Source organism: Eubacterium sp. 1001713B170207_170306_E7 (assembly GCF_015547515.1).
Classification (GTDB): domain Bacteria; phylum Bacillota; class Clostridia; order Eubacteriales; family Eubacteriaceae; genus Eubacterium.
The window spans coordinates 117,732-133,516 of sequence record NZ_JADMVE010000003.1; the positions used below are offsets into that span (position 1 = coordinate 117,732).

The 15,785-nt window shown below is 48.9% G+C and carries 8 protein-coding genes and 2 riboswitches; of the genes, 7 read left to right on the forward strand and 1 reads right to left on the reverse strand.

Features of this window, described 5'->3' with window-relative positions:
• The first annotated feature begins 66 nt into the window (after window positions 1–66).
• A riboswitch (cyclic di-GMP riboswitch) is annotated at window positions 67–154 on the forward strand.
• Between the two features lie 117 nt (window positions 155–271).
• Both I2B62_RS08555 and I2B62_RS08560 read left to right on the forward strand, forming a co-directional pair.
• The gene (locus I2B62_RS08555) at window positions 272–5,509 is read left to right on the forward strand and encodes a M60 family metallopeptidase (RefSeq protein ID WP_195268555.1); all 5,238 of its coding nucleotides are present in this window, start codon (window positions 272–274) and stop codon (window positions 5,507–5,509) included.
• A gap of 10 nt (window positions 5,510–5,519) precedes the next feature.
• Complete coding sequence (locus I2B62_RS08560; protein WP_195268556.1) at window positions 5,520–6,275, forward strand: hypothetical protein; 756 nt, start codon at window positions 5,520–5,522, stop codon at window positions 6,273–6,275.
• A 398-nt stretch (window positions 6,276–6,673) separates the two neighbouring features.
• A riboswitch (cobalamin riboswitch) is annotated at window positions 6,674–6,852 on the reverse strand.
• 51 nt (window positions 6,853–6,903) lie between these two features.
• Here I2B62_RS08560 and I2B62_RS08565 read toward each other — a convergent pair.
• A complete protein-coding gene (locus I2B62_RS08565) occupies window positions 6,904–7,764 on the reverse strand; it encodes a LysR family transcriptional regulator (protein ID WP_195268557.1) in 861 nt (286 codons plus the stop codon).
• Between the two features lie 114 nt (window positions 7,765–7,878).
• Between I2B62_RS08565 and I2B62_RS08570 the strand changes: the two genes are divergently transcribed.
• From I2B62_RS08570 to I2B62_RS08590, 5 genes are all read left to right on the forward strand, one after another.
• The gene (locus I2B62_RS08570) at window positions 7,879–9,615 is read left to right on the forward strand and encodes an ABC transporter ATP-binding protein (protein ID WP_195268558.1); all 1,737 of its coding nucleotides are present in this window, start codon (window positions 7,879–7,881) and stop codon (window positions 9,613–9,615) included.
• Entirely contained in the window at window positions 9,612–11,360 is a 1,749-nt protein-coding gene (locus I2B62_RS08575; protein ID WP_195268559.1) for an ABC transporter ATP-binding protein, read from the forward strand. The genes I2B62_RS08570 and I2B62_RS08575 overlap by 4 nt, the downstream gene beginning before the upstream one ends.
• A gap of 96 nt (window positions 11,361–11,456) precedes the next feature.
• A complete protein-coding gene (locus tag I2B62_RS08580) occupies window positions 11,457–12,584 on the forward strand; it encodes a DUF362 domain-containing protein (RefSeq protein ID WP_195268560.1) in 1,128 nt (375 codons plus the stop codon).
• Window positions 12,585–13,042: 458 nt separating this feature from the next.
• Window positions 13,043–14,326, forward strand: a complete 1,284-nt coding sequence (locus I2B62_RS08585) for an MFS transporter (protein ID WP_195268561.1) — start codon at window positions 13,043–13,045, stop codon at window positions 14,324–14,326.
• Window positions 14,327–14,346: 20 nt separating this feature from the next.
• Window positions 14,347–15,783, forward strand: coding sequence for a trimethylamine methyltransferase family protein (locus I2B62_RS08590; RefSeq protein WP_195268562.1), 1,437 nt, complete (start codon window positions 14,347–14,349; stop codon window positions 15,781–15,783).
• Window positions 15,784–15,785: the final 2 nt, after the last annotated feature.

The window sequence follows — 15,785 nt, forward strand, 5'->3', positions numbered from 1 at the left end:
TGGAGAATCGCGCCTGATATAATGAGTTATAGTCTATACTGATTTTAATTTAATAATGTTTTTAATACATAAAAAGGGCAAATCTGCTGAAAGGCAGAGACGCAAAACTAAAGGGCCTAAAACCGCTAAGCGGTAACGGCAGCCAGCTGCTATGGAAATCCATCATTACAGATGGCTCTTGAATGGCTGCGCCTTTTTGCAGCCATTTTTTATTTAAAAAAACAGTGTTTGATGAAAGATCATTTATTTAGAAAATGAAAGGAAAAAGAACATGAAAAAATGGTTAGCTTGTTTTATGTCAGTTGTGATGCTGTTTGCGAGCTTTCCGGTATCCATTCTCGCAGAGGAAGCCACACAGGAAGCCCCGGCTGAAATAACTGAGAATGATATCGTGACAGAAAATCGGGAAGAAGACGGGCCGGAAGAGGACGCAGGGTCTGCTTTTTCTGCGGATGCTGAAGTTTTGGAGCCTCTGGCGGAAAGCGAAGAGGATACTGCGATCCGCGCTGGCGGGCCTGCAGAGCTTGTGGGGAATATAGAGGTGGAAATACACTTTGCCCAGCCAAGAACAAAGCTGCTTGAGACCGCAGTCCTGACGCTGACATCCGAAGATGGCACGGCAAAGGAAATTTCGCTGAAAGATATTGTGAATGAAAAAACCTCGACTGATTTTGGCGGCCGAAATATTCAATATAAGACATTGCTTTTTGACAAGGCTGCCGACAACGGGGACAGCAGCAATGTTTTTTATGATGCGCAGAATCCGGACGCGAGGGTTTATTTTGCCAATGTCAATTTTTATCATCTGCCCGTTGGTGATTATTCGTTAACCTTTTCGGATAAGGGTATGGTATCAGCCCAGGCTCAGGTAAGTCTTCAGGGGAGTTCTAAGCGCGTCGAATTTATGGGCGGCGCTATTTTAACCGGAGATGTAGACCAAAACGGTACCATCGACGATGCCGACTACGATGCTGTGTTGGGAAAGCTGGGCTCTTCCGAAAAAGATTATGATTTGAACGGAGACGGAAGTGTCGATATTGTCGATCTGGTCTACCTGCAGGAAAATATGGGCGCGGCCTATGATCCTGAGAAGGTACAAATCAGCGATACGTCTCCGATTGTAGATCCGGGAAATGTGGTGGTTGAAAAAAACGAAGCAAACCCTGTCACAGTAAAAAGCGGCGATATTGCCCAGCTTTTCAGCACAGCTTCCGACCAGGCGGCTTCAGTCCAGTTTGCCAAAGAAAATGAAGGTGTGATTTCTGAGGATGAACCGCTGGAGATTCCACTTGTCATGCAGGAACCAGTTGTGGCGACAGAGCTGCGGATTGCTCCCAGCGAGCTTGGCCTTGAAAACGCCCCGAAAAAGGGCAGGATTGAAATTATCGACGACCAGGGGACGGAAGCGCTTTATGATTTTGACCTCCAGGACAAGGTGGATTATCTCTTTTTAACGGATGAAGCTTCCCCATCGACCATTGTCATTAACCTGAATAAACAGGTCGCCATCAAAAAGGTTACCATCTTTGTGACAGAGACCAACAGGGCGAGCAGCAATCTGGTGGAAATTTCAAAGGTCGAGTTTTTAAATAATACCAAAGATAAAATTGTCGAGCAGGTCACGAGCATACCCACAAATGTCAGGGTGGCTTCTGGCAATGAAAGCCTGACGGTCAGCTGGGAGGCGCAGGCCAATGTGACCGGCTATGAAGTGAAGATGAGCTTCATAAACCCCAAAACCGGTAAAAATGAAACCACATTGACTCCGGTGGACGGAACCTCTCTGACTGTCAGCGATTTAATCAATTTTGTGGCATATACTATTTCGGTCCAGTCGGTTAACCGCTCTGAAAGTGGAAACTGGGAAAGTGGTTTCAGCGCGCCGGTTATCGGAACGCCTATGCCAACCTCAGTGCCTGAAAGACCAGAGGGTATAACCCTGAAGGGCGGGTACCGCCAAATCACGGTCAACTGGGAAAAACAGAAGAATTCTACGGGCTACAATGTCTATTACCGTGAAAAAGGACAAGGGGAATACACAAAGGCCGGGGATTTAAGCGGCACCAGCTACGTGATTGAGAATCTTAAGGACCAGTCGGAATATGAGGTTTACCTGACCGGTTATAACGCCATCGGCGAGGGCGCGAAATCACCGGTATATACCTGCGCCACCGAATCCATTGAACCGCCGGTTACCTCAAACTATAAACTGATCAACCGGGCCGGGGAGGTAAATCAGCCGACTGCCCATATTAAGGACGTCACCTATCCTTATTTAAAAGAGAGTGATTACGAAAAGGCTTTCGATAAATTTGATATTGTGGATAATGATTACACCTCATACTGGAACTATGGTGGCTGGAATGCCGGCGGCTGGTCGGGCACGCTTCAGGCGCCTGTCGTCGAATTTGACCAGACCTATGAGATGAATGATATTGTGCTGGTGCGCGGCGAGGGCGAACCGAGTACATACAACGCTTATATGAAAATCCGCTGGTGGGATGAAAACGGACAGGTCTATAATCTGAATATTGGCAATGACTTTGCGGTTCAGTCCAAGAAAAGCACGAATGGCAAGGAATATTACCGTATCCGTCTGAATGAAAAAATCAAGCCTGCTAAAATTCAGATTAATCCGGCGCTTTACTGGGCCGGCGCACCCAACGCGCGCTGCCGGATTTCGGAAATAAAATTTTATGAGTACGACAGTCTGGCAGATGAGACCAGCGCCCTGTTTATGGACGATCTGCATGTGGAACTGAAAGACAGCGTGACCATGGCGTATGTGGATAAGCTCATTGAGCGCGCCAATACACCAGACCCAGTCAGCGGTGAGTTCCATCCGGATAAGGATTCCATTCTTTCTGAACTGACGCTGGCAAAAGCTATTTTGAGTGAAACGAATATTGACGATACGGTTCTGGTGGACCAGAACGTATCAAACGCCAAAAATGGAAACCTGGGCTTTGCAATGGCCCTGAATGACTTCCAGCCTCTGGGTCTGGCGGCCAGAGCGGGAGACACCATCAATGTCTATGTGGGGACAGAGGGAAATGTCCTGCCGCAGCTTGTTTATACCCAGTATCACCCGGATGTTAAAACAGGGTGGAGCAAAACCGTTAGCCTGAAGAAGGGCAAGAATGAAATTACCCTCGACCAGATCGGCGGGGAAGACAGCGAACGCGGTGGCGCGCTGTATATCCGTTATCCCAATGCCAGCCCGTCCGGTAGGGACATCAAGGTGAGAGTAGCGGGCGCCACAAAGGTTCCCTGCTTAAATCTGACGGGTGTTACAGATGAAAATGAAGCAAAAGACGCGATTCAGTCCTATGTTAAGGAGCTGAAGGACTTTGTTGCCAGGGTACCGGAGCTGTACGCAGGCGAGGACTCGAAATACCAATGGGATAAAAAGTCCAGTGTCTATAATAGTACAGACATTATGACAGACCAGATGCTGTTGTCCGTGCCGGCGACAGCTGTGCTGGAGGCCCTATCCGGTTCCGAAAGCGAACAGATTGAGCAGCTCTATCAGAACAGCCTGGCCATGGAGCAGCTGATGGACATCACTTATCAGTCCAAGGGGCTGTCCCGAGACGCGAAAGACGCAAAGGACAAATGGCCTGGTTCCAGAATTAACATTCGTTATACCCGCATGTTTACCGGTGCTTTTATGTACGCGACCGGCCAGCATATCGGTATTGAGTATGGCTCTGTCGGCGGCATGACCCACGGGGAGCCGCATACAAAACAGGCCGACGGAACCATGAGCGGCGGAAAGCTTTATGGCTGGGGCATCGCCCATGAAATCGGGCATGTGACCGATGAGGGAGATATGGTATACGGCGAGACCTCCAATAATATTCTGTCTCAGCTGGTTAAAACCTTTGATGAAAAAGAAGCCGCACGTGCGGACTATCCCGCGATATATCAAAAGGTTACATCCGGTACAAAGGGCTACGCGAGCAATGTCTTCACACAGCTTGGCATGTTCTGGCAGCTGCATCTGGCTTACGACGATACCTATAACAATCTCGATGATTCCAACAGCTTCTATGGCCGCATGTACCAGAATTACCGGAGAAACACGGTAAAGACAGACAAGGATAACCTGTTAATCCGGATGGCGAGCGATACAGCGCAGAAGGATTTGACCGCCTACTTTGAAAAATGGGGCTTGACGCCAAACGATGAAACCATCGCCTATGTGAGCAAATACCCCAAAGAGGAGCGGGCCATCTACTATCTGAACGATAACGCAAGACATAAACGCATTGAAAAAGCGCCGGCAATGGACAAGAATACCAAGGTCGAAGCCACGCTGAACCATAGCGTGGAAAATGGAAAGGATCCAAAACAGGTTACCTTTAATTTAGGCGTAAACAAAAATCCCGAAACGATTTTAGGCTATGAAATTATCCGAAACGGTGAGGCGGTTGGCTTTACAACCGACACTACCTACACAGATGTGGTATCCTCCGTGAACAACCGCGTGCTGAGATATGAGGTGGTCGCCTATGACAATTACCTGAACAAAACCGAGGCCCTGGCCTTGGAACCGATCAAAATCCAGCACGATGGCAGCATTGCCAAAACAAAATGGACCATGGATACAGATATGACCTCGGAAGGGGATACTTACATTGAGGACTGTACAGGCTCAGGCTTAAACCATCCGGCCCTGGCCAGTCTTTATGACGATGATTACAGCAACCTTTATCAGGGAGTAAAAGGCACCGGCAATGCACAGATTACCATTAATCTGCATGAAAATATGCCCGTTGTCGGGTTTAAATACACAGCGGCTGTCGAGGACGGAGCCCTTGTGGAAAATACCATTAAAGGCTACACCATCCAGGTAAGCGAGGATGGCTCCAACTGGCAGGATGCCGCGAAGGGGAGCTTCGTGCTAACGGCTGAAAACCGCGAAGCGAAGGTTTACTTTAACGAAAAAGACCAGGAAGGTGCGAATCAGCTGATTACCTACCGCGCAGAATATATGCGTATCATCGCAAATGGCGCGTCTGGCATAAGCGCGGCAGAATTTGACATTATCGGACCGCCGGGAGATAACGTAGAGCTTGAACAGAGTGGCATAGGACTGTTGGAGGCGGATTTCGTCTATGATCCGGCTCAGCCCGCCATCAAAGCAGGCTCGCTCATCTTTACCGGCAGCTACCGCGGTCATCCGGGCTTTAACGCCATACTGCTGAAGGATCAGGACGGCAACAACGTTGTCGGCAAAAATAATAAAGCCGCAAGTATCTTTATGGCAAACATACCGGGAAACGGCAATGTCGGCGAAATCAGCCAGGGTAACTGGATTTACTGGATTGACAAGGACCAGCTGGATATGAAAAAGCTCCCCAAAACCGTCAGGGTTGAGCTGTACCGCGTCAACAATATGGAAACCAACGAAGGCCAGCGGCTGACAAGCGACACCTTTGCTGTGGCATTACCCGACAGCCTGCCGAGTATCAGGCTGACCGATGGACAGATACCAGAGAAATAGGAGAGCAGGAATGAAGAAAAATAAAAAACTGAGAAAATTAGGGTTAAGCTGCCTGGCAGCCCTTATGATAATCCTTTTTTCAATGCCGGTCATGGCAGCGGACAACAGCCCTGAGCTGCTGGTCACAAAGGGAGAAAATGCCAATGAAGTGAATCTTTCTCTGACGAATTTTGGGGATAAAGCCATTAAAGGCTTTTCCCTTGCGTTAAAGATAACTGGCGGAGATGCGGCTTTTACCGGAGCCATTGAGGCGGGGAGCGCTTTGAACACAGAAGATACCCGTGTAAAACTACGGACAGAGAACGATGGCAGAGAAGCCACGCTGGTGGTTACCAGAAATGGACAGCTGCCGACCGGCCGTATTGATATCGGCACCCTGAAGGTTAAGGGAAAAAGCGGCGAAAAGTACAGGATTGAGGCCAGCGGCCTTGAGATGGTAAGTGTCGATGATTATCAGAAGGATACAGTCGAAATGGTGGAAATGGATAAAAACTCTGAGGATGGCCTGGTCATTGAGCGTCAGGACACAGAAGATCCCGATAAAAAACCGGATGCCACGCCAGAGACTCCGGAAGTAACCCCGGGTGAAGTGGATTCGGCTCATCCGGAAAATCCGGACGGTTCGTCACCTGCCAGGCCTTACGGTCTGGCAAACCCCTCCACCGGCGTCATCACAGACCCGAACGCCGCGGCATTTGTGTCGGCGGGCATACTTATTGTGATGCTGGCCGGTATGGCGGCTTTTAAACGCAAAAGGTTCTTATAAAAAAACAGAAACAAAAATCCCGCTGACAAACGCAGCGGGATTTTTGTTTTTTTTGAGAAATTGATTAATCTTTTCAGGCATTAAAGCTAGAAAAAGGGAGGACGGTATTAATAAATAATACACTGTATTTTAATAAATATTGGGAACAGTTTAGTTTGTTTGGGGAAAGGGGTGTTACACACCACCCCTTTTGGCGTTTAAAATGGCAGATTTTAATCCCAAACAAGTGTCAAATATTGAGCGATGATTAAATTGTTGGAGATGTAGTTTCTGTGTTCATTGAAGTCCAACCATGTACGGGAAGGAGGAGAAATAAAAAATCCTTCTCCGGGTGCGAAGAAGGATAAAAAATACTAACACGGTACATGATAGCTCTTAAACCCTCTAAATCGGAGGTAATTAAGAATAAACTCCTATATAGGTCTTCTGGCTCGGCAATATCATTCCGTTTCCCTTCCCATCCGGCAGGACAGTGGATTGAAACGGGCATTTTGCCTTACAGCTGCGATTACAGCAAAGGATTTTCACCTTTTTCCCTTGAACATAGGATCATTCAATATTTAACTAAGGTTATAATACACCAGATATGGTGGTTTGTCAAGGGTGAAAACGAAAGAATGCTACAATATTAAAAAAAGGCTAAAAAGTAACGGGCACTGCGGCCCAGTGTATGACCCTTTTTCCAGATAAAGGCGATCTGGGTCTTTAACGCTTTTGCCTCAATGTTTTTGCAGATGGTATTGGCCGAGGTGATGATCCGGCTGGCAGAGCTGGGGATAATGGCGACGCCAATGCCTGCATTGGCCCACATGAGGGAGGTCCGGGCGTCATCGTTTTTGCAGATGGCCCTGGGGGTCAGGCCCGCCGCGTCAAAGGTCCCCTCAATCAGCGTTTCAAATCGGCGGTAGTAGATGAGTGGTTTTTGGGCCAGGGCCTGAAGCGTGACCGTGTCAGAGTGAATATCCTCAAAAAAGGCCGGACTACCCACAGCGACCATGGGCTCAGATTCCATAAAATGCGTTTCAAAGCCTTCCGAGTGGAAGGGCGTGCGGACAATACCAAGCTCGATAACGCCGGCGTTTAAAAGGTCGATGACCTGGAAGGTAGTGCCCTCATGGAGCTCAAAGCGGATATGCGGGTGCAGCGCATGAAAGGCCGGCAGAGCCTCAGATAAAATGATGGCGCCGGACGAGGAGATGGTGCCAAGGGTAAGCGTACCCTCCAGACCATCGTGAATATCATGGAGTTCCTGGATGGTCTGGTCTGCCAGGGTGAGCAGGGTGCAGGCCTTTTCATACAGCGCTCTGCCCGCCGCGTTCAGCGTGATTTTACGGGCGCCCCGCTCCATCAGCTTAATGCCGAGCTCAGTTTCCAGCTGTTTGATCTGCTGGCTGAGCGGAGGCTGGGAAAGGTTCAGTTTTTTAGCGGCGGCGGAGATTGTCCCCTCCTCCACCACGGTTTTAAAATAAAGCAGCTGTTTAAGATCCATGGCCGCACCTTTCTATCTGTTTTTTATATAGAAGCTATACAAACTAAATATTATTCATATGGTTATTTTTATGATATCATAGCCATAATGAGACGTAAAGACAGGAGAACAAAAATGTTAGAACTCGCGCGTTATCTTAAGCATTTTAAAAAAGAAATGATCCTCGGTCCATTTTTCAAGCTGACCGAAGCGGTTTTTGAGCTGATTGTCCCGCTGGTAATGGCCAGTATTATTGACGTGGGAATAAAAAACGGCGACACTCAGTATGTTTACCGGATGGGCGGCCTGATGGTAGCGCTGGGCGCATTGGGGCTGTGCTTTGCCCTGACCGCCCAGTATTTTGCCGCCAGGGCCTCCCAGGGAACCGGTACTTTGATGCGCCGTGATTTTTTTGCGCACATTAACCGGCTTTCCTATGCCGAGCTTGACAAAATTGGCACGCCATCCCTCATTACCCGGATTACCAATGACATTGACCAGCTGCAGGTAGCGGTCGCCATGACCATCCGGCTTTTGCTGCGGGTTCCCTTTCTAATTATCGGCGCGACCATCATGGCCATGACCATTGATTTAAAGCTGTCGGTTATTTTTTTGGTGGCGGCGCCGCTCATCGCGCTGACCATCTATTTTGTCATGAGCCGCGCCGTGCCGGTCTATAAAAAAATACAGGCTAGACTTGACGGTATCTCGCTCATTACCCGTGAGAACCTGGACGGGGTGCGGGTCATCCGGGCCTTTTCCCGGCAGGACAGCGAAACCGCCCGCTTTGCGTGGGCCAATGAAAATCTGATGAAGGCATCGCTGAAGGCCGGGCGCATTTCCTCTCTGCTCAATCCGCTCACCTACGCGATTGTCAACATCGCCATTCTTTTTATCCTGTGGTTCGGCGGTGTCCGGGTCAACGCCGGCGATCTGAGCCAGGGCGAGGTGATCGCCTTTGTCAATTATATGACCCAGATTTTACTGGCGTTGATTGTCGCGGCCAACCTGGTGGTGATCTTTACCAAGGCGGCGGCCAGCGCGGCCAGGATCAACGCCGTTTTTGACACCAAACCCTCCGTTACGCCGGGGGCTGCACTCACGGATCCGATGTCCGCCGATATCGGTGAGGCGATCCGCTTTCAGGATGTCTCCTTCTCCTATAATCAGAATAACGAGTATGCCCTGAAAAATCTGAGCTTTTCCATCAATAAGGGCGAGACCATTGGGATTATCGGCGGGACAGGAGCCGGTAAAACCACGCTGGTCAATCTGATTCCCCGCTTTTATGACGCGACTGTGGGTCGCGTTGATGTGGCGGGACTTGATGTGCGGGAATACCCTTTGGGGCAGCTCCGGTCTCAAATCAGCATTGTGCCTCAAAAGGCGGTTCTCTTTACCGGGACGATTCGTGAAAATATGAAATGGGGAAATCCCCGGGCGAATGATGAAGAAATCGAACAGGCGCTGGAGATTGCTCAGGCTGCCGAGATTATCAAAAAAATGCCAAAGGGTCTGGATTCTGAAATATACCAGGGCGGCAAGAACCTCTCCGGGGGACAGAAGCAGCGCCTGACCATCGCCCGGGCGCTGGTCAGACAGCCCGAGATTCTGATTTTGGATGACAGCGCCAGTGCCCTTGATTTTGCCACAGATGCGGCGCTTAGAAAGGCCCTCCGACAGAAAACCGGAGAGATGACCGTACTGATGGTGTCACAGCGGGTGACAACCGTAAAAAACGCGGACCGGATCATTGTGCTGGACCAGGGAAAAATGGCGGGCTTCGGTTCCCACGAGGTGCTTTTCGAGACCTGTGACATTTACCATGAAATCTGTCTGTCACAGCTGAGCAGCCAGGAGGTAAACCAATGAAAGAAAAAAACAGAATACCGGTCATTCCAAGACTGTGGGCCTACGCAAAGCCCTATGGCGTCTTTCTTTTTCTCGGTCTTGTCTGCGCGGTGATCAGCATTGCGCTGTCTTTGTGGATGCCGGTTTTAATCGGCCATGGGGTCGATTATATCGTTGGACCAGGACAGGTGGATTTTTCGGGGGTTATGCGCTATATAACAATCCTGGGGATCAATATCGGTGTCACAGTCATTTTTCAATACCTGATGAGCCTGTGCACCAATCAGATCACCTACAAGACAATCCAGGATATCCGGAAGGATGCCTTTGAAAAATTTAACACCGTCCCGCTTAAATACATCGACAGTCATTCGCACGGCGATCTGATGAGCCGTTTTGTCAATGATATCGAGCTGATCTCAAACGGCCTGCTCCAGGGCCTGACACAGCTTTTTACCGGCGTAGTGACGATTCTGGGGACGCTGGGCTTTATGCTGTCGATCAATCTGCGCATTACAGCTGTGGTGGTATTGGTCACGCCTTTATCCATCTTTGTGGCAGGGATCATCGCCCGGCTTTCCTATAACAAATTCAGGGAGCAATCCGTTGTGCGGGGCGATCTAAGCGGCTTTGTGGAAGAAATGGTCGGCAATCAGAAGGTGGTCACAGCTTTCAGCCATGAGGCAGCTGCCGAACAGCAGTTTGAGGCCATTAACCAGCGTTTGTACCGCTGCGGTGTCCGTGCGCAGTTTTATTCTTCGCTGACCAATCCCTCCACACGTTTTGTCAACGCCATGGTTTATGCTGCTGTGGGCATAACCGGGGCGCTTTCAGTTATACGCGGGGGCCTGAGTGTGGGGCAGCTCTCAAGCTTTCTGGCCTATGCCAACCAATATACCAAGCCCTTTAATGAGGTGACTGGCGTGCTGACAGAAATCCAGACAGCCTTCGCCTCAGCCAGGAGGGTCTTTGCTCTGCTGGACGAGCCGCCAGAGCCCAGCGACGCGGCGCTTCCGGCGCTGCCGCCGGCAGAAGGTGCGGTGTGCGCAGCGCATGTGGATTTTTCATACCAGCCGGATACACGTCTGATTAAGGATTTGAACCTTAATGCCAAGCCTGGGCAGCGCATTGCGCTGGTAGGGCCGACGGGCTGCGGAAAAACCACGATCATCAACCTGCTCATGCGCTTCTACGATGTAAACCGGGGCTGCATTGCGGTGGATGAGCACCCGATAAAAGACGTGACCCGCAGCAGCCTCAGGGGGCAGTACGGCATGGTGCTTCAGGATACCTGGCTGTTTTCTGGAACGATTCGGGAAAACATCGCCTATGGCCGGCCAGACGCCAGTGATGATGAGATCCTTGAGGCCGCCCGAAAGGCCTATGCGGACAGCTTTATCAGGCAGCTCGAAAAGGGCTATGATACGCAGGTCACCGAAGGGGGGGACAACCTCTCCCAGGGGCAGCGGCAGCTTTTGTGTATCGCCAGGGTGATGCTCACCAGGCCTCCGATGCTGATCCTTGACGAGGCGACCAGCAGCATTGACACGCGGACCGAGGTCCGTATCCAAAACGCCTTTAATGCGATGATGAAGGGCAGAACCAGCTTTGTGGTCGCCCACCGGCTGTCCACCATCCGCGAGGCGGATATCATTCTGGTTATGGACCAGGGGCGGATCGTGGAGCAGGGCACCCACACGTCGCTTTTGGCCCAGGGCGGCTTTTATACAAGACTTTACAACAGCCAGTTTGAGGGAAACGAATAAAAAGCATTTGCTTTGACAGGCGGCGAAAACAGGTATCTAAAACAACGGGTTTGTGGTAAAATAATCTGGAACAATTCAAGGAGGCGTTAAATCAATATGAACGAAAAAGCAAAGGTCTATTTTACAAATTTCAGAGCGAATCCTAAAATGAATCTGCTGCAAAAGCTCAGAAAGCTGATTGTGGCGGCAGGGATGACTGACATTGATTTTGAAAATAAATTTACAGCCATTAAAATTCATTTCGGGGAACCTGGAAACATTGCCTATCTCCGTCCAAACTTTTCAAAGGTCGTTGTGGATTTGATCAGGGAGGAAGGGGGCAAGCCCTTTTTGACAGACTGCAATACCCTGTATGTGGGCCGCCGGAAGGACGCCCTGGAGCATCTCGACGCAGCATACGAAAACGGCTATAATCCCTTTACAACAGGATGCCAGCTGATCATCGCCGATGGCCTTAAGGGAACGGACGAAGTGGAGGTACCGGTTAATGGCGCGTATATCAAGGAGGCCAAAATCGGACGGGCCATCATGGACGCGGACATTTTTATTACGTTGAGCCATTTTAAAGGGCACGAAAATACCGGATTTGGCGGCGCCCTTAAAAACATTGGGATGGGCTGCGGCTCCAGACGCGGAAAAATGGAAATGCACAATGCCGGTAAGCCCCATGTCATCGAAAAGAAATGTCGTGACTGTAAGGTCTGTAAGGATATCTGCGCCATGGACGCTATCTCTTATCCAGAAAAAGCCGTGATTGATCACGAAAAATGTGTGGGCTGCGGACGCTGTATCGGGATATGCCCCTTTGATGCCATCACTACGCCCAACGATGAAAGCTTCGATGTGCTCAATAAAAAAATGGCCGAATACAGCCTGGCGGTTGTAAAGGGCCGGCCGAATTTTCATATCAGCCTGGTCATGGATGTTTCGCCATTTTGCGACTGTCACGCCGAAAATGATCTGCCCATCATACAGGATGTTGGCATGTTTGCCTCTTACGATCCGGTAGCACTCGACATGGCGTGCGCCGATGCCTGTAATCAGGCGCCCATTATTCCCGGCAGCTATCTGGCTGACCAGATCCATAAAAATCATGTCCACGATCCCGAGGACCACGACCGTTTTACCTGCACCCATCCCGAAACCGACTGGCGGGTATGCCTTGAGCACGCGGAAAAAATTGGACTTGGAACCAGAACCTATGAATTGATTGAAATAAAATAGTGGGAAAAACGGCCTGAGGGATCAGGTCGTTTTTGATTTTAAAAGACATTTTTCTTGTTTTTACAGGAAGGATGTCTTTTTTTATTCGATAAAAACAATTAATTTACAAAAAAATATCGAAATGAAAGCAAAAGCGCAAAAAAATATTGCGTTTTTCAAAAGAACAACTTAGCCTGTAAAGGTTTTAAGATCCAACAAACAAAAAATTGCGCGCAATTTTTTATGTAAAAAAGACAATAAAAAATGATAAAGATATATTTATTTTATCTATAAAAGAATAAAAGATATTTAAAAAGGCTTTCATATAAATTTTCGTAAAAAAACAAAAAATATTTTTGGCATAAAATTTGCAAATATTAATTTCAAGCCAATCTATGCGAGAGGAGGGCAACCAAACATTAAAGAGGCTGTAAGCTCGCGGTAAATATGTATTTTTATAATGATCCAAGGGGGAAAAAATGAAAAAATTTGATTTTAAACGAGCAATTCAATTTATCTGTCTGTGCGGTGCCAGCATTATTTATTATGTGCCCTATATGAAAGCAAGCTTTTACGATGCTCTGATTCAGGCCTTTAATGTGACCAATGTGGAGCTTGGAATTATGACAAGCGCCTATACGACCATGACAATCGCCACCTATTTTTTAGGGGGACTGGTAGCGGACAAGTTTTCGGCGAGAAAACTGCTGGCCTTTTCCTATGTGGCCTCAGGGCTTTTGTGCGTGGCATTTGGTACGATACCGGATTACCGGGTCGCGGTCGTGCTTTTCGCCATCCTGGGCGTTACGACAACCTTAACCTTCTGGTCCGCTTTAATTAAGGCGATCCGGATTTTTGCCAGACCGGGAGAGGAAGGAAAGGCCCAGGGGGATGTCGAAGGGACAAGAAGTATTTTGGCGGCTGTTCTGGGAACCATTGCCATTTTTATTTTCAGCCAGTTTTCCAATATTGTTACGGGCATGCAGGTCGTTATTTTTATCTTTGGCGGGGCCTGTATCCTGATCGGGATTCTCATTTGGATTTTCTTTGAAAGGGATGAACCGAACAGGGATAAAAGCCTCGGCATTGGGAAGATCCTGTTAACCTGCCTCAAAAATCCAAACGTGTGGCTGATGTCCTTCATCGTTTTTGGCGCATTTATTTCCTGTACGACAACACCCTATATGACGCCATACGGCACGCAGATGTTTGGCCTTTCCATAACTCTGGGAGCGATCCTGGGCATGTTCAGGGATTATATGCAGCCCATCGGCGCTTTGATCTCGGGGAATGTCAGCAACAAAACCGGGATTTCAAAGCTGCTGATTATCGTCACCGCACTGCTGGCGGTTATTAATATCTTTATCGCGATTATTCCGCAGCAGGACTCACTGGTTATCCTGGTATTCATTGGCACCGCGCTGGGCTATATTATCCTGGGGGCTGCCAGAGGAATCTATTTTGCAACCCTGCCGGAGGCGGATATTCCAATGTACATGTCCGGCACAGTGATCGGGATTATCTCTACCATTGGCTTTTTACCGGACAGCTTTATGCCGATTATTATCGGCAGCTGGCTGGACACCTACCCGCCGGAGCTGGCGTACCGCTTTATTTTTATAGCAGCAGCGGCCGGGGCCGTATTTGCGTGCATTATCTCCATTATTTTCCATAGACGGAACAAAGAAACCATTGCAAAGCTGGCGGTGATACAAAAAGAAGGCAAAATTGCGGATAAAAAGAATGCGGAGGAAGCCGTGTAAAAACGGAAAAGAGGTTAATCGTGAAAGCTTATGAAAAGTATATTTCAAAAGAATCAGTTAAAAAAATTCATGAAAACACATTGAGAATTTTGTCGGAGATTGGTGTCAATTTTGAAAATACACGCGCGCTGGAGGTCTTTAAAAAACACGGTGCAAAAGTAGAGGGCAATACGGTCTTTATTAATGAAAAAATGCTAGACGCGGCGCTGAAAACAGCGCCTCAGAAATTTACGATTTATTCCAACTCCTATAAGGATAGGGATATCGGCGGGGGCAGTATGATGAAAATTGCGCTGGCCTCCAATATCTATATTCAGGATGGGGACAAAATCCGCAAGACGACAAACGAGGACAATCTCAATCAGTTTAAAATGGGCGTCATGAGCCCGTTTATCGACTCCGCCGTGCTGAACCAGTTTCCGGACACCCATAAATTCACGGCGGAAGAAAAGGTGTTCGGCGTCTATGCCATGGATTTAAAATATTCGGGAAAAAGCCATATAAACGCCAATGAAATGACATTAGGGCTGGAGCCGGAGCTCGTCTACAATTTGACGCGTAAGGGCATACAGCTGATCAAGGAATTTGAGGGCATCAGGGACCGGTACGTATGCTACCGAAGCTTAAACGTGCTGTCACCCTTAACCTATGACAGCGCGCCGATCGAAAAAATCTTTGCCGCCTGTGATGAAAATCAGCCTTTGATTTTATCACCCTGCGCAATGCCGGTGTTGACCGGGCCGCCCTCGGTGGCAGGTATTCTTTCAATGAACAATGCGGAAATACTGGCCGGGCTGGTGCTCATCCAGCTGATACGGCCCGGAATCGGCTTTGTCTATGGCAATACGTCGGGCTCCTCCGATTTGAAGACACTTCAGCTGACAATCGGTACACCCGAGACAGCCTTGATTGCCTACGGAACCGCCGCTCTGGCAGATTACTACGGCCTGCCATTCAGAACAGGCGGCTCGCTGTCGGACGCCAAGGATTTAGACGGGCAGGCTGGTGCGGAAAGCATGATGCTGTTAAAGGCAACCGTGGATATCCGGCCCGATGTAATTTACCATACGCTGGGAACAATGGGCACCTTTAATGTGCTGAGCCTTGAAAAGTTCATCATGGATGAGGAAATTATCGGCATGCTTGAGCGCGAACGGAGCGGTATTGACTGCTCCGAGGAAAAATTATGCTTTGATGCCATCAGGCGGGTTGGCCCAAGAGGGACCTTTCTGAAGGGAAAAACGCCTAAAATGTATCGAGAGGAATTTTACAGGGCAGCTTTATTTAACAAAGAGGACCCCAACCAGTGGCAGAACGAAGGGCGCGTCAGCATTAAGGAAAGGGCAGGGGCAGAGGTGAAGAAACGTCTGGAAGCCTATGAGGCGCCAAAGCGAACAAAAGACCAGTGCAAGCTATTGGACGCGTTTATCCCGAAAATTTACCGAGAAGGGATCTAGTC